Origin of the sequence: Microbacterium sp. (assembly GCF_036566905.1) — a bacterium.
Taxonomy (GTDB): Bacteria; Actinomycetota; Actinomycetes; order Actinomycetales; family Microbacteriaceae; genus Microbacterium.
The window spans coordinates 1-20816 of the sequence record NZ_DATCVK010000239.1 but is presented as its reverse complement, the minus strand read 5'-3'; the positions used below and the strand labels follow the sequence as shown (position 1 = coordinate 20816).

Sequence of the window (20816 nt, the reverse complement as noted above, 5' to 3'; positions counted from 1 at the left end):
ATTCGAGCGATCGATGAATCGTTTCAACGATAAACGGTCGATGCGGATTCCGCAACACGGAAAACGCTTCCCGTCGCATGGTACGCGTCGGAGGATCGGGTGTCGATAGCGTGGGAGTCGATTCGACGCGAAGGAGCACGGATGCTGCAGCAGGAACGGGCGCTGGCCGCCTACCTGGACTCGGTGAAGGACCAGCCCGGTGCGCTGGGCGTCGTTCTCGTCGGCTCGGTCGCGCAGGGGAGGGAGCGCGAGGACTCCGACGTCGACGTGTACCTCGTCGTGGACGACGACCGCTTCGCCGCCGAGACCGCGCGTGGCCGCTTCGCCTGGGTCGAGCGCCAGGACCTCGACTACCCCGGCTCGTACATCGACATCAAGCTCGCGAGCCCGTCGTACCTCGCCACGGCCGTCGAAAAGGCCGACGACCCGACCCGTGCGTCGTTCCTCGGCGCACGCATCGCGTGGAGCGCGGTGCCGGGCCTCGACCAGACGGTGGCCCGGATCGCGACGCTGCCCGACCGCGTGTGGGACGAGCGGGTGCGATCGCACGTCGCGCAGGCGCGACTGTACGGCGGCTACTTCCTTCGTCAGGCGGTCGAGCGCGGCGACGGATTCCTCCGCCGCCACGCCGGACTGCACCTCGCCCTGGCCGCGGCGCGGGCGGCTCTCGCTGCGAACCACGTCATGCTTCCCGGCCCGAAGTACATCTCGAAGCTCGTGCACTCGGTGCCCACGCCCGACGGGTTCGTCGACAGCTGGAGTCAGGTGGTGGACGAGCCCGACATCGAGTCGGGCCGCGAGCTGCTGCGCATCCTCGACGAGTGGCTGGGCGACGGTCTCACCCCCGACGAGGCGCTGTCGACGTTCATCCGCGACAACGAACTCGCCTGGCTCCGCGGGACCGTCCCCGCGGAGTTCTGGTGAACGCACGGCGCATCACCCCTTGACCGCTCCGCTGGTCATGCCCGCGACGATCTGCCGGTTGAAGAAGATGTACATGATCAGCGGCGGGACGGTGGTGAGCAGGATGTACATGAACAGCAGGTTGAACTGGCTCACGGTCTGGCTCTGGAAGTTGTACAGGCCGAGCTGAACGGTGGGGTAGTCATTGCCGGGCAGGAAGTACAGCGGGTTCTGGAAATCGCTGAACACGAAGACGGCCTGCACGACGATGACGGTGACGATGACGGGCTTCAGCAGCGGCAGCACGACCGCGAAGAACAGCCGCATGGACCCTGCGCCGTCGATGATCGCGGCTTCATCGAGTTCCCGGGGGATGGTGGCGACGAAGGCGCGGAACAGCAGGATGCAGAACGCCAGGCCGAAGGTCGCCTCGATCAGGATCATGCCGGGGATCGTCTTGAAGAGCCCGACGCCCTGCAGCACCCAGATCGTGGGGACGACCGCGGGCGGCACGATGAGGGCCGCGAGCACCATGAAGTTGATGTAGGGGTTCAGCTTGGTGCGCTTGCGCTGCAGCACGTACCCCACCATTGCGGCGAAGACGACCATGATGGCGCAGCTGAAGACGGTGATGATCGTGGTCCACAGGAAGGCCCACAGCACCTGGTAGTCGTTCTTCTGCAGCACCTCGATGAGGTTCGGCCAGAACTGCCACTCGGTCGGCAGGCTGAATTCGACGAGTCCGGCCTCCTGCGAGGTCTTCGCGGACTGCAGGAACACGAACACGAAGGGGACGAGGAAGACCACGACGGACACGATGATCGCGATGATCCCGACGAGGTACTTCCGCATCCAGCGGCGCACCGTCATCGGGCGTCGGTCCTCCTTGGGGCGACGGCCGCCACGGAGCTTGCGGGCATCGGCGGTCGTGAGGGTCTCGGTGACGGTCACAGCTCCGCCTCCCTTCTGTTCAGGAACCACGACACCGGCACCATCACCGCAGTCACGACGAGGAAGAGGATCACATTGCCGGCGGTGGACAGGCCGAAGAAGCCGGCCTGGTACTGCTTGTAGATCACGGACGCGATCACGTCACTGGTGAACCCGGGACCGCCCTTGGTCATCGCCCAGATCATCGCGAACTCACGCAGGCCGCCGATCAGCGAGAGGATGATCACCGTCGCGGTGGCGGGGCGCACCAGCGGCAGGGTGATGTTGCGGAACACCGACCATGCCCCGGCGCCGTCCATCCGCGCCGCCTCGAAGTACTCGTGCGGGATGGCGACGATGCCGGCCATGAAGATGAGGGTGGCGATGCCGACGCCCTTCCAGACGTCGACCCCGGCGACCGTGAGGAGTGCGAGGTTGGGGTCGGTGTACCAGCCGGGCTCCGGCAGATTGAAGAAGCCGAGCACGTTGTTCACCATGCCGTGGAACGGGTCGAGGAGCGCCTTGAACGTCAGGCCGACGCCGACCGTGGAGACGAGCACGGGGAAGAACACGACGGCGCGCAGGTAACCCCTGCCGAGGATCGGTCCGGTCAGCAGCAGCGCCAGCGCGAGGCCGAGCACGACCTTGGCGGCCGAGGTGGTGAAGCCGTAGATGAAGGTGTTGACGAAGCCCTGAACGAGCTGGGGCTCCTGGAAGAATTGGACGAAGTTGTCGAAGCCGATGAACTGGACGTCGAACAGGGTCCAGCGCGTCAGTGAGAAATAGAACGACGCGAACGTGGGCACCGCGAAGAACACGATGAACAGCACGGCTGCGGGGATGTAGAACCAGGTCGGATAGGGGCTGCGAATGCCCTTGCGCTTGGGCTCCGCCTTGCCGGCAGTGGCGGGTGGGGCCGCTCCCGTCGGCGCGACTGCGGTCGTCATGTTCACTCCTTCGTGAAGGGGGCCGGCGGCGTGCGGCCGCCGGCCCCGTGATGTCTGATCTCAGCGGATCCGGCGGTGGATCACCAGCCCTCGAGTCCGAGCTGCTGAGCCTGCTTCTTCACGTCCTCGTCGTACTGCGCGGCACCCTCCTCGGCGGGAGTGATGCCCGAGCCGACGGCGACGGTGATGTTCTCGAGGTTCGGTCCCTTGATCGGGGAGAGGAACTCGAGCGCAGAGCCGGTCGCACCGGAGTCGAAGTACGCCTGGATGTCGCCGACGAGGTCGGGCACGTCATCGGGCAGCGTGCACGCGCTGGTCACGTACGGTCCCGCGATGGAGCCGCCCTCGTTCTGCACCTGGCAGCCCTCGTCCGAGTTGGCGAACGCCACGAACTTCTTGGCGGCGTCGAGCTTGTCGCCCTCGGTGCTCTTCGCGATGTAGATGCCGTTCGGCTGCCACATCGTGATCGCGGTGTCGGCGGCGTCGGCGGCGGGAAGGGCGAACACGCCGATGTCGTTGACGTTGTCGGGGTAGTCCTGCTGCACCTGCGAGATCGTCGCCGAGAGCATCGGGTACTGCGCTCCGGCACCGGTCGCCAGCGCGCCCATCGCCTGTGCGTTCGTCATCGACGCGAAGTCCTCGTTGAGCAGGCCCTTCTCGAAGACCTCCGCGCCGTGCGCGAACCCGGCGAATGCCGGCTCCTCGACGTACTTGGCGTTCGGGTCGTTGGCGGTGTACTCCTCGGCCCAGTCCGGGTTCTGCGCCGACACGTTCGCGAAGTCGCCGAGCACGAACAGCTGGCTGGTCCACGTGTCGCCGAACGACTGCAGGATCGGAGCGATACCGCTGCCCTCGGCCTTGATCTTCTCGCTGTTGGCGATGAACTCGTCCCATGTCGTCGGGACCTCGAGGCCGAGCTGCTCGTAGACCTTCTTGTTGTAGAGCACCGCACCCGCGAACGAGGTGCCCCACGGGGCGCCGTACAGGCCGTTGTCGGTCGACACGACCGCCTTGAAGTCGTCGGTGAGTCCGTCGACCCAGTCCTCATCGCTGAGGTTGACGAGCGTCTGGTCGGGGTTGAGCGCCTGCAGCAGCGATCCCGTGTTGTAGTGGAAGACGTCGTTCATCGAGTCGGTCGACAGCTTCGTCTTCATCAGGTTGTCGCCCTCGGTGCCGCCGGGCTGCGTCTCGAGCTTGACCGTGATGTCGGGGTTGGCCTTCTCGAAGGCCGCGATGAGCGCCTTCGCCTGGTTGGTGTTGGCGTCGTCACTCTGGGTGAGATAGCTGATCTCGACGTTGCCGTCATCGGAGCCGCCACCACCGCTGCATGCGGCCAGCGGCACGGCGAGTGCCACGATGCCCGCACTCGCGAGGAGCACTCTCCGGGTCGAAGAGCTCTTCATCTTTACCTCCTTGTAAAGCCGAGCGGATGGTCCGCCCACGCTGCCGGATTCCCTGGTGCTTCGTTGATCGGCTGGCTTGACCTCTGGCCATTGAAACCATTCAACCCTCGTAAGGTACGTCCGTTCGGGGGCGGGGTCAACAGGGGATTCGGAACTGATCCGTCACGATCGTATAACGGTCTACACTTCGATTGACAAGATCCATGAATCGTTTCACGATGGTCGAGTGGATCGGCGACGCGGCCGACCGCCGAAAGGACCCAGCCATGACGGCTCTTCCCTCTCCCACCGCAGTCGACTCCGCAGTGCGGGTTGTCGGCCTGCGCACCCAGCACGGGAGCGGACTGCTCGGCGTGCCCCGTAGCGGTCTGCGCCTGAGCTGGCGCGCCGAGACCGACGACCCCGCCGCTCGCCTCGTCGGCTACCAGCTCGCGGAGCGGGCGGAAGGGACGACGCTGACGCCGTCGGAGCCGGTCGCATCCACCCGGACGACGGGCGTCGCGATCCCCGGATCGCCGGCTCCGCGCGAGCGCCGCGCCTTCGCGGTGCGGGTCGCGACGACGACCGGCTGGAGTGGATGGAGCGAGCCGCTCGTGGTCGAGGCCGGCCTCGACGGGCCTGAGCTCGAGGCAGCCGTCATCGGCACCGACACCCCCGCCGACGGACCCGTCCCGCTGCTGCGCACCGAGTTCACCCTCGATCGCGTACCCGCGTCGGCGCGCCTGCGCCTCAGCGCCCTCGGCCTCGTCGACGCGTGGATCAACGGCGCGCGCGCCACCGATGCGCTTCTCACCCCGGGCTGGACCTCGTACCAGGAACGCATCCTGATCGACACGATCGACGTCACCCCGCTGCTGCGTGAGGGGGCGAACGTCATCGTGCTCGCCGTCGCGGACGGCTGGTACCGCGGCAGCTTCGGGTTCGCCAGGCGCCAGGCCATCTACGGCGATCGCACCGGCGCGCTCGCGCAGCTCGAGGCGGACGGCGAGATCGTCGCGAAGACGGATGCTTCGTGGCAGGTGGGATTCGGACCGCTCCGCAGCGCGAGCATCTACGACGGCACCGTGACCGACCTGCGCCTCGACGACTCTGCGGTTCACGAGCCCGGTTTCGCCGCGGACGGCTGGCGCGCGGCATCCGTCGTCGACATCGACCCGGCCCGGTTCGAGCCGCGGTCCGCACCGCCGGTGCGTGTCGTCGCCGAGCTGCCCATGGACGCGACCGCGCATGACGCGCGCACGCGCCTCGACGGCGGCCAGAACCTTTCGGGCTGGGTGCGACTGACGGTGCGCGGGCACGCCGGCGACGTCGTCACCGTGCGCCACGCGGAGGTGCTCGAACCATCGGGCGACCTGCACGTGAAGGCGCTGCGGTCGGCGAAGGCCACCGACGTGTACACGCTGGATCGCGACGGCGAGCACACCCTCGAGCCGGCCTTCACGTTCCACGGCTTCCGCTACGCCGACGTCGAGGGCGCTGAGGTCGTCTCGGCGACCGCCGTCGCCATCTCGAGCGACCTCGCCCCGCGCAGCACCTTCTCGTCGTCGCACGAGGCGCTCGACCGCTTCCACTCGAACGTCTTCTGGTCGCAGCGCGACAACTTCGTCTCGGTGCCGACCGACTGCCCGCAGCGCGATGAGCGCCTCGGCTGGACCGGCGACGCGCAGGCCTTCGCGGCCACGGCGAACACGCTCATGGATACCGAGGCGTTCTGGATGTCGTGGCTGCGAGACCTCGAGATCGACCAGACCGACGAGGGCGGCGTGCCGGCGGTCGTGCCCGACATCATCCGTCCGCAGGACATGCTGATGGGCGGCGGGCCGACCGAGAACATGGGTCGTGCCGGATGGGCGGATGCCGCGACCATCGTGCCGCTCGCGGTGTACGAGTCGTACGGATCGACGCAGGTGCTCGCGCGCCAGCGGAGCAGCATGCGGCGCTGGGTCGAGCACCTCCGCCGCCGGGCCGGCGACGGCGTCGTGCTGCCGACCGGCGAGTTCCAGTTCGGCGACTGGCTCGACCCCGACGCGCCCGGCGACCGGCCGTGGGAGGCGAAGGTCTCGAGCGACTTCGTGTCGAACGCGTTCTACGCGCACTCCGCACGTCTGCTCGCCCGCGCCGAGCGGATCCTCGGAGACGCGGACAGCGCCGCGGAGTACGACGCGCTGGCCGGCCGCGTGGGTGCGGCGACATTCGAACGGTGGGGTGAGGAGGCGGTCCTCACGCAGAGCGGTGCAGCGATCGCCCTCGAGTTCGGCCTCGCTCCGACCGCGCGCCGCGCCGAGATCGCCGATGGTCTCGCCGAGAACGTGCGCCGCGAGAACGGCCGCATCGCCACGGGCTTCCTCGGCACCCCGCTCGTGCTCTTCGCGCTCTCGCGCAGCGGCCACCTCGACGAGGCGTACCTCATGCTGCTCCGGCGCGAGGCGCCGTCATGGCTGTACCAGGTCGACCGCGGTGCGACGACGGTGTGGGAGCGCTGGGACGCGATCCTGCCGGACGGCAGCATCCACTCCGGCGCGATGGACGCCCTGCCGACCGAGGACGCGTCCGAGGACGACACCGGCATGCTCTCGTTCAATCACTACGCCTACGGGGCGATGATCGACTGGGTGTACCGGACGGTGGCGGGGCTCGCTCCCGATGCAGAGGACCCCGGGTATCGCACCGTGCACGTCGCTCCGCGGCCCGCCGTCGGGCTGTCGCACGCATCGGCCTCGATCGACACGCCGCAGGGTCGCCTGGCGATCGACTGGCGCGTCGACGGCGGGGTGTTCGAAGCCACGCTCGAGGTGCCGTTCGGCGCGCGTGCGCTGCTCGATCTCCCCGTCACCGCGGAGTCGACCGCCACCGTCGGCGATGCCCCGGTGCCCGCCGAGCTCCACCACGGCACGCACCGCATCGTCGTCACCGCCCCCGCGGTCGCGGCACCCGGCGCCGTCGTGCCCGCCTGATCGCGGCATCCGTCCATCCAGACAATCCCCACCACACCGACCATCCTCAGAGGAGTGCCATGAGCAGCCCCGTTCCGCACATCGTCATCGACGCACCGCACGGCAGCGACGTCGTCGCGTCGCCCGCGCCCGAGCTCGGCTGGCGCACCGAGACCACGACGCCGGACTGGCTGCAGGCCGGCGCCGACATCGAGATCACGCGCGACGGCGAGCTGTCGACGCACCACATCGACGGCCGTGCGTCCACCCGCATCGCCTGGCCCTTCGCTCCGCTGACGCCGCGCGAGCAGGTGTCGCTGCGGGTGCGGGTGACCGGCGAAGACGGCGCGGAAGGTGCGTGGAGCGCGCCCCGCGGCGTCGTCGCCGGCTTCCTCGGCGACGACGAGTGGCAGGCCGCGACCATCGGACTCGCATCGCCGTCCGAGACGGCGCAGCCCGCGTACTTCCGCACCGAGTTCGAGGCGACCGGCGCGGTCACCCGCGCCACGCTCTACGCGACCGCCGTCGGCGTGTACCAGGTGGCGATCGGCGGGGTCGACGTCGACGACCAGGTGATGAAGCCGGGCTGGACGCCGTACGAGCAGCGGACGATCCACGAGACGACCGACGTCACCGCTCTCATCGCCGAGGGGCGCAACGCGATCGGCGTGCGGCTGGCCGGGGCGTGGGCGACCGAACGCTTCGGCTTCCGCGACGGGGCACGTCCGCTGTACGGCGACCAGCCGCGGTTCGCCGCGCAGCTGCTCGTCGAATACGCCGACGGATCGAGCGAGTGGGTGGCGACGGATGCCTCATGGCGGGCGTCGACCGGACCTATCACCGCCAGCGGGCTCTACGCGGGCGAGGACTACGACGCCCGGCTGGCGCTCGTCGACGCCGAGGGCCGTGGCTTCGCCGAGGCCGGGTACACCGCAGACGGCTGGGTGGCGGCCGCCGAACGCGAGCCGATCCACACGCCCGAAGCGCGGGTCTCGCCGTTCGTGCGGCGCCTCGAGGAGCTGAGTGTGCAGGAGGTCATCACGACGCCGGGCGGCAGGACGGTTCTGGACTTCGGACAGAACCTGGTCGGCCGGCTGCGGCTGCGGGTAGCCGGCGCGGAGGGCACCGAGATCACGCTGCGGCATGCCGAGGTGCTCGAGCACGGCGAGCTCGGCACCCGACCGCTGCGGGCCGCCGCGGCGACCGACCACTACACGCTGTCGGGCGAAGGCGTCGAGGAGTGGGAGCCCGAGTTCACGTTCCACGGGTTCCGCTACGCCGAGGTCGAGGGCTGGCCGGGTGAGTTCGACCCGTCGGCGATCGTCGCCGTCGTGATCCACAGCGACATGGAGCGCACCGGCTGGTTCGAGGCATCGCATCCGCTCGTCAACCAGCTGCACGAGAACATCGTCTGGGGCCTGCGCGGCAACTTCCTGTATCTGCCGACCGACTGCCCGCAGCGCGACGAGCGCCTGGGCTGGACGGGCGACATCCAGGTGTTCGCGCCCACCGCGTCGTTCCTGTACGACGTGCGCGGGTTCCTCGACTCGTGGCTGCGCGATCTCGCGATCGAGCAGGTCGACGGCGTCGTGCCCTTCGTCGTGCCGAATGCGCTCGGCATCGCCCGCCCCGCCGCCGCCTGGGGGGACGCGGCCACCGTGGTCCCGTGGGTGCTCCACGAGCGCTACGCCGACGTCGCGACCGTCGAGCGCCAGTACCCGAGCATGAAGGGCTGGGCCGACGTGCTCATCGACCTCGCCGGCCCGCGCCGCCTGTGGGAGGGCATGTTCCAATTCGGTGACTGGCTCGACCCCGACGCGCCGCCCCACCTCCCCGCCAACGCCAAGACGGATGCCGACATCGTGGCCTCCGCGTACCTCTTCCGGTCGGCCGATGCCGTCGCCCGTGCCGCGGCGCTCCTCGGCAAGGACGACGAGGCACGGCAGTACGCGGAGATCGCCGAAGAGGTCCGCACCGCCTTCCTGGCCGAGTACGTGACGCCCGCGGGACGCATGATGTCGGACGCCCAGACCGCGTACGCGATGGCGATCGTGTTCGACATCGCGCCCGCCGACCAGCAGGAGACGCTCGGCGGCCGGCTCGCCGAGCTCACGCGACTGTCGGGGTACCGCATCGGCACGGGATTCGTCGGCACGCCGATCATCCAGGACGCGCTCACCCGCACCGGCCACCTCGAGACGGCCCGCCGCCTGCTCACGCAGACCGAGAACCCGTCGTGGCTGTACCCGGTGACGATGGGCGCGACCACGATCTGGGAGCGCTGGGACTCCATGCTCCCGGACGGCTCGATCAACCCGGGTGAGATGACGTCGTTCAACCACTACGCGCTGGGCGCGATCGGCGACTGGCTGCACCGCGTCGTCGCCGGGCTCGCCCCCGATGCTCCCGGATACGCCCGGCTGCGCATCCAGCCGCACCCGCTCGCGGAGTTCGACCATGCGTGGGCCGAGCACCTCACCCCGTACGGCACCGCGCGTGCCGGCTGGAGCCGCGTCGACGGCGTCATCCGCATCGAGGCGGTCGTCCCGCCCAACACGACGGCCGCCGTCGTGCTGCCCGACGGGCGTGAGCTCGAGGTCGGTTCGGGAACCCACGAATGGGAGGTGGAGGATGCCGTGCAGCCGTCCGCTGCATCCCGCATCGGTCTCGACTCGACCCTGGCCGCCGTCATCGACGACCGCGACGCCTACCGTGCCATCGGTGAGGTGCTCGAGGCGGCCGACCCCGAGTCGGCTCACGCGTTCCGCACGAACACGAAGTGGTCGGAGCGCCGCGAACTCGGTGAGGCGCTGTTCATGCACGCGGGCCCCGACACGCAGCGCGACATCGCCGAGCGCCTCGCCGAGCTGTCGGCGCAGCGCGAGGGAGCGACGGTCGATGCCTGAATGCGGACCGGGGAGGCGGGCGACCGCTTCCCCGGGCACGGGGGCTTCACCCCAGCCCCGTCGTCGCTGCCGCGTGCCCGTGCCCTACACTCGCGGACAGCAGAGTCTCGTCAGGGGGGTGCCATGGTGGTGAGTGTGCGGGATGTCGCGGCCGCGGCATCCGTGTCGGTCGGCACGGTCTCGAACGTGCTCAACCGCCCCGAGAAGGTGTCGCCGGCGACCGTCGAACGCGTCACGCAGGCGATCGAGGAGCTCGGCTTCGTCCGCAACGACGCCGCGCGCCAGCTCCGCGCCGGACGCAGCCGCAGCGTCGCGCTCATCGTCCTCGACGCGGGCAACCCGTTCTTCGCCGAGGTGGCCCGCGGCGCCGAGGATCGCGCCGCCGAGTCGGGCATGAGCGTGCTGCTCGGCAACAGCGACGAGCGTTCGGACCGTGAGGACGCCTACCTCGAGCTCTTCCGCGAGCAGCGGGTGAACGGCGTGCTGGTCACGCCCGTGGACCGCGATCTCGAACGGCTCGCGCGCCTGCAGAGCGGTGGCGTGCCGGTGGTGCTTGTCGACCACGAGGACTCGGAGCGGGCGTTCGGATCGGTCTCGGTCGACGACGTCGAGGGCGGCTACCTCGCGGTGTCGCACCTGCTGTCGACCGGTCGCCGGCGCATCGCGTATATCGGCGGCCCGCGTTCGCTCCGCCAGGTCGCCGACCGGCTCGAAGGCGCTCGCCGCGCGGTCGCCGAGGTGCCGGGTGCGACGCTCGAGGTCATCGAGATGTCGGCGCTGTCGGTGCTGCAGGGGCGCGAGGCGGGCGAGCTGCTGCGAGGACGTGCCGCGGCCGACCGGCCCGACGCGGTGTTCGCGGCGAACGATCTGCTCGCGGTCGGTGCGTTGCAGGCCTTCACGCTGATGGCCGACCTGCAGGTGCCGCGCGACATCGCGCTCATCGGGTACGACGACATCGACTTCGCGTCGGCGACCGTCGTGCCGCTCAGTTCGATCCGCCAGCCCGCGCACCTCATCGGCTACACGGCGGTCGACCTGCTCCTCAAGGACATCGAGGACCCCGACGGCGACCACGACCGCACCGTGCGGTTCCAGCCCGAGCTCGTCGTGCGCGAGTCCACCGCCGGCTGAGCGGACCCGCGCCGGCGACGGGGCGTCGCTGTCCCGCGCGCTCGCTGAGCGCGCGCCGATGAGACGAACCGCCCAGACGCGCCCACTACGGGCGCGTCGCCTCCTCCAGCAGCTCGAGCACGTGGCGGTAATCAGACCCGGTCGCGCGGGTCATGCCCAGTTCGCACGTGCGGTTGCACGACGCGTGCGCATCGGCGTCGAGCGCTCGCACCTCGGCCGCCTCGGCCGCCGTGGCCGACGCGGTCAGCTCGGGATGCAGCATCCCGCGGTCGCCGGCGAAGCCGCAGCACGACCACGCGTCCGCCACGACGACCTCGACCGCGACGATGCGGGCGACCCGGCGCAGCGACGGGTCGAGCCCGAGCTGGGTCGACGAGCACGTCGGGTGCAGGGCGAGCGTGCCGACGTGCGGCGTCACGGTGCCCAGACGAGGCAGCAGCACGCGCTCGGCGAAGGACACGGCGTCCTCGACGCGCGCGTCGACGCCGGCGTCGGCCAGCAGGTGGACGAAGCCCTCGGTGCAGCTCGAGGCGTCCGTCACGATCGTCAGCTCGCCGCCGCGTGACGCCTCGGCGATCGACGCGGCCACCCGCCGGGCGATGACCTCGCGTCCCCCTGCGTACCCCTTCGACGTCCACGGCGTGCTGCAGCACAGGGAGTCGACGTGCTCCGGCACTGCGAGCCGCACCCCGGCGCGCTCCGCCAGGCGGCGGAACGCCTCGGTCACGCCGATGCCGTCGCCCGCCGCGCCGAACATCGTGTTGACGCACGCGGGCAGGTACACGGCGACGGGTGCGCCCTCGCCCGAGCCGACGCTGCCGCCGAGGCGTGAGCGGGGCCGGCCACCGCCGGGGAGGTCGCCGGAGTACCGCGGCACGGTGTCGGCGCCCAGCACGGCGCGGCCGAGGTCCGTCGCAGCGGTGACGATCCCGGCGGGCAGGTGGTCGGCGAGCGTCAGCCCGACGCTCGCGACGCGTGTGGCGGCGCCCCATGCGTGCGCGGCGCCCTTCCAGGCGGCGCTCGCCGCGGGTGCGGCATCCTCGCGCCGCAGCCGCTTGACGAGGCTTCCGGTGTTGATCAGCACCGGGCAGGCCGTCTGGCACATGCCGTCCACGGCGCACGTGTCGATCCCGGCGTAGTCGTAATCGTGCTCGAGTTCCCGCACGAGTGCGTGATCTCCCGATGCCTCGGCGCGGGCGATCGCGCGGCGCGTGACGATGCGCTGCCGTGGCGTGAGGGTCAGATCCTTGCTGGGGCAGACGGGCTCGCAGTAGCCGCACTCGACGCAGCGGTCGGCCTCGGGCTCGATCGGGTCGGCGAGCTTGATGTCGCGCAGGTGCGCCTCGGGGTCGTCGCCGATGATGACGCCCGGGTTGAGGATGCCGCTCGGGTCGCACAGCGTCTTCAGCTCGCGCATGACGTCGTACAGCTCGTCGCCGTACTGGCGGCGCACGTACGGCGCCATGACGCGGCCTGTGCCGTGCTCGGCCTTGAGGTTGCCGCCGGCGTCGAGCACGAGGTCGACCATGTCTTCGGTGAACGCCGAGTAGCGGGCGAGCTGATCCGGCGACTCGAAGCGGTCGGTCAGCATGAAGTGGATGTTGCCGTCCTTGGCATGGCCGAAGATCACGCTGTCGCGATAGGCGTACCGGTCGAACAGCGTCTGCAGGCTCTCGCAGGTGGCGGCGAGGCGCTCGACAGGCACCACGACGTCTTCGAGCAGGGCGGTGGTGCCGCTCGGACGCGCCCCCGCGACGGAGGCGTACAGGCCCTTGCGCAGCTTCCACGCGGCGGCGCGCTCCACGGCGTCGGACGAGAAGACGGCCGCCGCCTCGAGCGGCTGCGCGGCCAGGGCCTGGGAGCCGCGGTCGACGAGAGCGGCGAGCTCGCCCTCATCCTGTGCGTGGTACTCCACGAGCAGCGCGGCCTGCTCGCGCACGGTCAGGCCGGCGATCTGGCGCGGTGCGCCGGCGAGCGACTGGCCGACGCGGAGGGACGTCGCGTCCATCAGCTCGAGCGTGGCCGCGCCGGTCGCGACGAGCTCCGGCAGAGCCTGCGTCGCCGCGTCGAGGTCGGGGAACACGGTGAGCGCGGTCGCCATCCGGGGCAGGTTCGGAACCGTGCGGTACGTCGCCTCGGCGACGAACGCGAGCGTGCCCTCGCTGCCGACGATGAGGTGTGCGAGCAGCTGTGCCGGCGTCTCGAAGTCGAGGAAGGCGTTGACGGCGTACCCCATGGTGTTCTTCATCGCGAACCGGCGCCGGATGATCTCGACCGACGCCGGATTCGACACGACCCGGCGGCGCAGTCGCATGAGCCGCTCGACGAGCTCCGGTTCGGCCGCTCGCAGCGCGGCATCGGCGTCGGGCGCTCCGGAGTCGACCACGGTGCCCGAGGGGAGCACGAAGACGAGCGACTCGAGCGTGCGATACGTGTTCTCGGTGATGCCGCACGCCATGCCGCTGGAGTTGTTGCTCACCACGCCGCCGATCGTGCAGGCGATCTCGCTCGCGGGGTCGGGCCCGAGCCGGAAGCCGTGGCGCGCGAGGCGGGCGTTGACCTGGCGCACCGTGGCGCCGGGCTGGACGCGGACGCGCTGCCCGCCGCTCTCCACATCGATGCGGCGGAATCGCTGACGCACGTCGACCAGGATCCCGTCCGTCGACGCCTGGCCCGACAGGCTCGTGCCGCCGGAGCGGAACGTCAGCCGCGATCGGCTCTCGGTGGCCGCACGCATGACGGCGCCGACCTCCGCCGCGTCGGCCGCGACCACCACCGCCTGCGGAGTGAGCAGGAAATGAGACGCGTCGGAGGCGTACGCCACGCGGTCGATCGCGCGGGTCTTGATGCGGGATGCCTCGGCGACCGTGCGAGCGATGGCTCCCGGGACCACCGCCGGCGCAAGGGTCGCAGACGCCGAGGTCGACGCTCGTGTCGACCACGAGCGCGGGATCATTCTTGCCACGGTGACTCCTCGCTGAGCTAGACTGCAATCGCATTCGACCGAGAATGGATATGCAAACTCCTATGGATATGCAGGATAGCGGACTCTCTGCCGGGGCGGGCTCCGATCGGTATTGGGAGAGCACCGCGCCGGGTGAGGGACGACGGATGCCACGGGCCGACGCCCTGAGTGATGCCCGCGTGCTGAGTCTCAACGGCACCTGGCGATTCCGGCTCGCACCGACCGCAGCGGGGACGGGTGAGGACTTCCTGGCGGACGACTTCGACGATGCCGCGTGGGATGAGATGCGCGTCCCCGCGCACTGGGTGCTGGAGGAGTTCACGCCGCTCGCCGGCGGTCCGCCGCGGCGCATGCTGGGCACCGAAGAGGGTCCGCTGTACACGAACACGGCGTATCCGATCCCGCTGGATCCGCCGCACGTCTCCACCGAGAACCCCACGGGCGACTACCGGCTCGTCTTCGACGTGCCCGCGGACTTCGGCCCGGCGGTGCTGCGCTTCCAGGGTGTCGACTCGTGCGCCAAGGTGTGGCTGAACGGCCACGAGCTCGGCTGGTCGGCGGGCAGCCGCCTGCCGTTCGAGTTCGACGCGCCGGTGCGCCCCGGCCGGAACGTGCTGTGCGTGCGCGTGCACCGCTGGTCGGCCGGCACGTACCTGGAAGACCAGGACATGTGGTGGCTCCCGGGCATCTTCCGCGATGTCGAGCTGCTCTCGCGCCCGGAGGGAGCCATCGACGACCACTTCGTGCACGCCGACTTCGATGCCGACACAGGGCTCGGAGCGCTGCGGGTGGACGCCTCGACGGCGGCGATCGTCGAGATCCCCGAGCTCGGCATCCGGATTCCGGCGGGGGAGACCGCTACCGTTCCGGTCGAGCCGTGGAGCGCGGACAGCCCACGCCTGTACCGGGGGACGCTGCGCTCGAGTGGCGAGGTGGTCGAACTGGCGGTCGGGTTCCGCCGGGTGGAGCTCCGGGACGGCGTGTTCACGGTGAACGGCCGCCCGGCGACGTTCCGCGGTGTGAACCGGCACGAGCATCACCCCGACACGGGCCGGACGCTCGATCGCGACACGATGATCCAGGACATCGTGATGATGAAGCGCGCGAATATCGACGCCGTGCGCACGAGCCACTACCCGCCGCATCCCGAGTTCCTGCGGCTGTGCGACGAGTACGGCCTGTGGGTCGTGGTCGAGGTCGACCTCGAGACGCACGGGTTCATCTACGAGGGGTGGGAGCGCAACCCGCCCGCATTGCCGGAGTGGCGCGACGCGCTGATGGATCGCCTGCGGCGCACCGTCGAGCGTGACAAGAACCGCCCCAGCGTGGTGGTGTGGTCGCTCGCGAACGAAAGCATGACCGGCGACGGCTTCGGCCGGATGCGGCGCTGGCTCGACGAGCGGGATCCCTCGCGGGCGGTGCTGTACGAGCGCGATCCGAGTTATCGCGACTCCGACTTCTACTCGCTGATGTATCCGTCGCTCGAGCTGCTGGAGCAGATCGGCCGCCGCGAGGAGCCGCGCGGGGGCCGCCTCAGCATGCACGGCATGGTGCTCGGGGAAGCGGGAGCCACCGCCCCCTTGCCCGACGGTGTCACAGAGGCGGACGAGGAGCGCCGGCGTGCGCTGCCGTTCCTGCTGGTCGAGTACGCGCACGCGATGGGCAACGGCCCGGGTTCGCTGCAGGACTACTGGCGCATCATCCGTGCGCACGACCGTCTGTGCGGGGCCTTCGTGTGGGAGTGGATCGACCACGGCTTCCACTCGGTGAGCGACGACGGCGTGCCCTTCGTGATGCACGGCGAGGACGTGGACTACGAGCCCCGGGGCGGGCGCTTCAGCCTGCACGGCCTCGTGTTCAGCGATCGCACGCCGACTCCCGGCCTGGTGGAGCTCGCCAAGGCCCACGAGCCCGTCACCGTCGAGGTGGGTCCGCGCTCGGTGAACCTGATGAACAACCGGCATTGTGGAGATACGTCGGATCTGGTGTTCCGCTGGTCGGTGGAGGTCGGCGGCGCGGTGGTTGCAGACGGGGTGCTGGATGCCGCGCCGGCGGGCGCGGGCGAGTCGCTCGAGATCGCGATTCCGGATGCCGCCACGCGCAGCCTCGCCGCCTCGGCGTCGGACGCGGCATCCGGTGCCGTCGATGCCGTTCTGACGGTCGAGGCCGCGCTCGGGGCCGACCGTCTGTGGGCGCCGGCGGGCCATGTGGTCGCGTGGGGTCAGCGCGTGTGGGACGCGCAGCCCGCTGCGGGTGGACGCGGCACGGTCGAGCCGTCCGGCGCGACGCGCGAGATCACGCGGAGTGCGGCCTCCCCGGCTCGTCCGCGCGCCGGGAGTTCGACGGTGGACGTGGGCCCCGGTGCCTTCGATGCGGTGACGGGCCGGCTCATCCGGCTCGGCGAGCTCGAGATCGACGGACCGGTGCTCGACCTCTATCGAGCGCCGACCGAGAACGACCACGGACAGGGCGACCTCAATGACCTGGCGTCGGTGTGGCGCAAGACACAGCTGCATCGGCTGCTGCACCGGGTCGACGAGCTCGACGGTGGCGAGGGATGGCTGCGGGTGTCGGGGCGCACCGCCCCGCGGACCCACCCGCACGGCGTCGAGTGGGCGATGACGTGGACCGCCGACGGTGACGGGCTGCTGCTCGATGTCGAGGCCGATTTCGTCGGACCGTGGACGGACACCCCGTACATGCACCGCGACATCCTCGTGCCCCGGCTCGGTCTGCTCTTCGGCCTTCCCGGGGCTGCGGAGCGCGCCGCGTGGTTCGGCCGTGGACCCGGGGAGACGTACGTCGACTCGTTCGAAGGGTCGCGCGTGGGGCGGTTCGAGCGGGCGATCGACGACCTGCAGGTGCCGTACCCGGTTCCGCAGGAGAACGGCAACCACGTGCAGACGCGCTGGCTGGAGGTCGGCGGTCGCGGCATCCCGACCCTGCGGGTCGACGGGCGTCCGCGGTTCGACTTCACCGCCCGCCGCTGGACGTCGCACGACCTGGATCGGGCGACCAAGCCGCATGAGCTCGTGGACTCGGGCCGCGTGTGGCTCAACATCGATCATGCGCAGCAGGGGCTGGGCTCGGCATCCGTGGGCCCCGCGCTGCCCGAGCAGTACCGCGTGCCGCGCGAGCACACAGTGTGGAGCGTGCGGCTGGCGTCGCGCTGAGTCGCGGGGGCCGGTCGCCGAGATCGAGGGACGCCGGGCGTCAATCCGGGGCGCGTGGGCGGCCGACCAATTCGGCGGGAGGCGCGGGGAAAGCGCCGCCGGGATAGAGCTGGTTGGCCGTGGCCTGGATGTCGCGGCTCATCGGCAGCCGGATCGTCGACAGCACACGGCCGTTGTACGAGGCCCGGAAGACGTCGCCTTCTCCGTTGGCGTTGCCCACCCAGACGGCGGTGGTCACCCGCGTGTTGGACTGGACCAGCCACGTCTGGATCTGCTCGTGCGTGCCGGTCTTGCCCATCATCGGCGTGCCGTCGTTCGGGTTGGCGCCCGACCCGGTGCCGCCGGGCCGCATGACACCCTGCAGTGCGAACGCCGCCGCGGCGGCCACTTCAGGGCTGATCGCCCGCGTGCACCGGTCGCCCGGCACGGGAAGCTCCTCACCGTCCGCATTGACCACACGCTCGATCGCGCGCGGCACGCACGAGACACCGTTGTTGGCGACCGCGGCGAACGCCGAGGCCAGCGCGACCGGTGCGATGTTGTTCGTTCCGATGATCGCCGCGGAGCCGTCGATGTCCACGGGCTCGCCGGTCCCGCGTGTCACGCCCAGACGTGCCGTGACGTCCTCGATGTCGCAGAGGTCGAGTTTCTCCGCCATGGCGAGGAAGCCGCTGTTCAACGATTGCGCGGTGAACTGCATCGGAGTGCCGGTGTAGCCCGGGACGCCCCCGAAATTTCGCACGACATGGTTCTCACGGTTGATCCACGTGCCCTCGCATCGGTCCTGGAGGCGCGGGATCGCGCGCAGGGTTCCGTTCACCGTCTCGGAGAGAGAATGCCCCTTCTCGAGCCAGTCGACGAGGGTGAACAGCTTGAACGTCGATCCGGTCGGGAATCCTTTGGAGACCCCGTGCACGAGATCGCCGGCGTAGACGAGCGACGTGTAGGCGGGATCCGTGGCGGCGAGGTCGGCGTCCTCGGTGAACCGGTTGTTCTGGCTGATCGCCAGGATGCGCCCGGTGCCGGCTTCGATGCTGACCGACGCCGACCCGAAGTCCATGCCTGCCACGGTCTCGGGCGCGTACCGCCGCATCGCGTCCTGCGATGCGTTCTGCAAGCGCCAGTCCAGCGTCGTGTAGATGTTCAGGCCCTCGCGAGTCAGCGACTGCTGCCGCTCCTGCGCGGTCGCGCCGAACGCCGCCGCGTAGTCCGGGTCGGAGCGCACGGTGTTCACGACGTACTGGCAGAAGAAGGGTGCGGACGTCGCCACGCACCCGACGTGCGCGGGCTGCAGCGCGGGCGCGATCGGCTCCACCGCCGCCGCGACGTACTGTTCGGCCGTGATGCGCCCGTCCTCGCGCATCCGGTCGAGCACGTAGAGCTGGCGTCCTTTGGTCGCGCTGTAGGCATCGCCTGCCGCGAGATGCTGCCCCGGCGTGATGGTGCCGTCGGCGAGGAGCGAGTCGAGTCCCGCGAGCGTGCCGGGCGTCACATCGTCGATCGCGCCGTCGGCGGCCTTGTTGTAGGTGGTCCCGTCAGCGCCGGTGATGGACCCCGTGGGTCGGTCGATGCGGAATGTGTTGGGATTCTGCACGATGCCCGCGAGCGTCGCGGCCTGGGTCAGCGTGAGCCCTGCCGCCGTGGTGCTGAAGTAGTAGCGGGCTGCCGCTTCGATGCCGTACGTCGTGCCGCCGAAGTTCGCGATGTTCAGATAGCCCAGGAGGATGTCGTTCTTGGAGTACTGCTGCTCGACCTGGATGGCGTAGCGGATCTCCTGGAGTTTGCGCTGGTAGCCCTCGACCCCGCTCGCCTGGGTCGCGTCGAGCCAGCAAGCCCGCAGCATGTCATCGCGAGACTGCGTCTCCGTGGCCACGGCGTCGCGCTCGCAGCGTTGCACCAGCACGTTCTTGACGTACTGCTGGCTGATCGATGAGCCGCCCTGGGTCGCACCGCCCTGTGCGTTCTTGATGAGAGCGCGGGTCGTGCCGACGATGTCGACGCCGCCGTGCTCGTAGTAGCGCGGATCCTCAGAGGCCAGAATCGCGTCGTACATCACGGGCGCGACCTGATCGAAGGTGACGGGAACGCGATTCTGGTCGTAGAACGAGGTCAGCTCGACGTCCTGCCCGCTCGCCGGGTCTCGGGCGTAGATCGTCGTCGGCAGCATGAGCCGATCGATCGCGAGATAGCTCGGCATGCCGTCGAACAGCGACACCGCCGTACTCGCCGCATGCCCTGAGATCGCGAGTACCGGCGCAAGGGGAGCGACCACCAGGAGGCCCGCTATCGCGCTGAGCACCACGAGCCCCACGAGACCACCGAGAACGCCGGCGAATGTGCGCGTGTAAGGCGGCGCCGGCGCCTTCGCCGAGTCCTTCGATGACCGCTTCATGACGACTTCCAATGTGCGGTGGGAGACAGCATGACAGACCGCCCCGGATTCCGAAACGGGTGCTTTGCGTGACTCTTGCGTCGTCCACCCGGCGGCAGTGTCGGAAAATCATCCGATCACCGGGTCGGCCGTCAGTCGACCGCTCCTCCGAAGTACACCTCGGCGGACGTCACCTGCCCGTCGCGGACCTCGAGCGCCTCCGTGTTCCGCCAGCGGCGGCCGTCGACGCGGTACTCGTATCGATGCAGGACGACTCCGTCCACCTCGACGATCTGCAGGGTCTCTGATGGCGCGTCGAAGTGGTCCGCCGTCGGGAAGCACCGTTCCAGCCATGACTGCTTGTCGATGTGGTCGTCCTGCGGGCTGGTGAAGACGAACCCCTCCGCCATGAGCGCCTCTGCCGTCGCCCGATCCTGCTCCTGGAATGCGCGCATGAACCGCTGGACCACGTCCACGCTGTCTGGTGTGACCATGTCGCGATCGTAGGAGAGCCGATGCCGCCGCGACAGGGGGTCACCGGTGCCGACCGGTCCCGTCCCGCGTCGTGGATTCCGTCGCGACGGTCGCGTCGCCGTGCACGGAACGTCCGGCTGCTACGACCCGTTCACGGGTGACGAGAAGCCACGGCTCAGCAGGGTCGCGGCGGCACCGTCGCGAAGGGCGACGAGCGCCTCCCGCTCGTAGTCCGGCATCCGCTCCGGCGGGTCAGGAGCCCAGCGCCGCCACGTCGATGAAGAGAGAGTCCGACCCGACCTGGCCGCCCTTGAGCAGCAGCTCGAGCCCGTCGATCGCAGGGTCCTCGGCGTGGGCGCGCAACAGCACGACGTTGCCCCACGGGTTCGCGGCGATCGACAGAGACTCGACCCCGAGCAGGCGGGTCACGCGGCTCGACGTGTCGCCGCCGCAGACGATCACGCGTCGTGCCGCGCCGTCGCGCGCGACCGTGGAGATGACGGATGCCGCGGCTTCGGCGATCGCCTCCAGCACCGGCCGCGCGCCCGACGTCGCGGTGTCGGCATCGTCGGAGGTCAGCACCACCCCGTGGCCCGACCGCAGCGCCTCGACGACCTCGGCCGCCGGCACGGCGCCGTCGAGCGGGAGCGGCCGGACCAGCCAGCCCGCGGCGGCTGCGG

General features: G+C 70.1%; 12 protein-coding genes. 5 read left to right on the top strand and 7 right to left on the bottom strand.

Annotated features, from left to right (window positions below; translation table 11 throughout):
- The first annotated feature begins 141 nt into the window (after nucleotides 1-141).
- Entirely contained in the window at nucleotides 142-924 is a 783-nt protein-coding gene (locus VIP82_RS22035) for a nucleotidyltransferase domain-containing protein (RefSeq protein WP_331912609.1), read from the top strand.
- 12 nt (nucleotides 925-936) lie between these two features.
- Here VIP82_RS22035 and VIP82_RS22030 read toward each other — a convergent pair whose 3' ends face one another.
- The 3 genes from VIP82_RS22030 to VIP82_RS22020 form a co-directional block, all read right to left on the bottom strand.
- The gene (locus VIP82_RS22030; RefSeq protein WP_414684715.1) at nucleotides 937-1854 is read right to left on the bottom strand and encodes a carbohydrate ABC transporter permease; all 918 of its coding nucleotides are present in this window, start codon (nucleotides 1852-1854) and stop codon (nucleotides 937-939) included.
- Nucleotides 1851-2780, bottom strand: a complete 930-nt coding sequence (locus VIP82_RS22025; RefSeq protein ID WP_331912607.1) for a carbohydrate ABC transporter permease — start codon at nucleotides 2778-2780, stop codon at nucleotides 1851-1853. The genes VIP82_RS22030 and VIP82_RS22025 overlap by 4 nt, the downstream gene beginning before the upstream one ends.
- An 80-nt stretch (nucleotides 2781-2860) precedes the next feature.
- Nucleotides 2861-4183 (bottom strand): ABC transporter substrate-binding protein, encoded by a 1323-nt coding sequence (locus VIP82_RS22020; RefSeq protein ID WP_331912605.1) that lies wholly within the window; start codon nucleotides 4181-4183, stop codon nucleotides 2861-2863.
- Between the two features lie 266 nt (nucleotides 4184-4449).
- On the opposite strand from VIP82_RS22020, the gene VIP82_RS22015 reads away from it, so the two are divergent.
- The 3 genes from VIP82_RS22015 (at nucleotide 4450) to VIP82_RS22005 (ending at nucleotide 11153) form a co-directional block, all read left to right on the top strand.
- Nucleotides 4450-7137 carry a family 78 glycoside hydrolase catalytic domain gene (locus VIP82_RS22015; RefSeq protein ID WP_331912603.1) on the top strand — a complete coding sequence of 896 codons (2688 nt, stop codon included), beginning with the start codon at nucleotides 4450-4452 and terminating at the stop codon, nucleotides 7135-7137.
- Nucleotides 7138-7196: 59 nt separating this feature from the next.
- Nucleotides 7197-10022, top strand: coding sequence for an alpha-L-rhamnosidase (locus VIP82_RS22010; protein ID WP_331912601.1), 2826 nt, complete (start codon nucleotides 7197-7199; stop codon nucleotides 10020-10022).
- Nucleotides 10023-10145: 123 nt separating this feature from the next.
- Nucleotides 10146-11153, top strand: coding sequence for a LacI family DNA-binding transcriptional regulator (locus VIP82_RS22005; RefSeq protein ID WP_331912599.1), 1008 nt, complete (start codon nucleotides 10146-10148; stop codon nucleotides 11151-11153).
- An 85-nt stretch (nucleotides 11154-11238) separates the two neighbouring features.
- On the opposite strand, the gene VIP82_RS22000 is transcribed toward VIP82_RS22005, so the two are convergent.
- Nucleotides 11239-14109, bottom strand: coding sequence for an FAD-binding and (Fe-S)-binding domain-containing protein (locus VIP82_RS22000; protein ID WP_331912635.1), 2871 nt, complete (start codon nucleotides 14107-14109; stop codon nucleotides 11239-11241).
- A 155-nt stretch (nucleotides 14110-14264) separates the two neighbouring features.
- Here VIP82_RS22000 and VIP82_RS21995 point away from each other — a divergent pair, with 155 nt between their 5' ends.
- Nucleotides 14265-17291 (top strand): glycoside hydrolase family 2 TIM barrel-domain containing protein, encoded by a 3027-nt coding sequence (locus VIP82_RS21995; protein ID WP_331912597.1) that lies wholly within the window; start codon nucleotides 14265-14267, stop codon nucleotides 17289-17291.
- A gap of 40 nt (nucleotides 17292-17331) precedes the next feature.
- Here VIP82_RS21995 and VIP82_RS21990 read toward each other — a convergent pair whose 3' ends face one another.
- From VIP82_RS21990 to VIP82_RS21980, 3 genes are all read right to left on the bottom strand, one after another.
- Entirely contained in the window at nucleotides 17332-19683 is a 2352-nt protein-coding gene (locus VIP82_RS21990) for a transglycosylase domain-containing protein (protein ID WP_331912595.1), read from the bottom strand.
- A 131-nt stretch (nucleotides 19684-19814) separates the two neighbouring features.
- On the bottom strand, nucleotides 19815-20156 hold the full coding sequence (locus VIP82_RS21985) for a nuclear transport factor 2 family protein (RefSeq protein WP_331912593.1): 342 nt from the start codon (nucleotides 20154-20156) through the stop codon (nucleotides 19815-19817).
- A gap of 232 nt (nucleotides 20157-20388) precedes the next feature.
- The coding region (locus VIP82_RS21980) for a nucleotide-binding domain containing protein (RefSeq protein WP_331912591.1) at nucleotides 20389-20816 on the bottom strand (428 nt) is incomplete at its 5' end.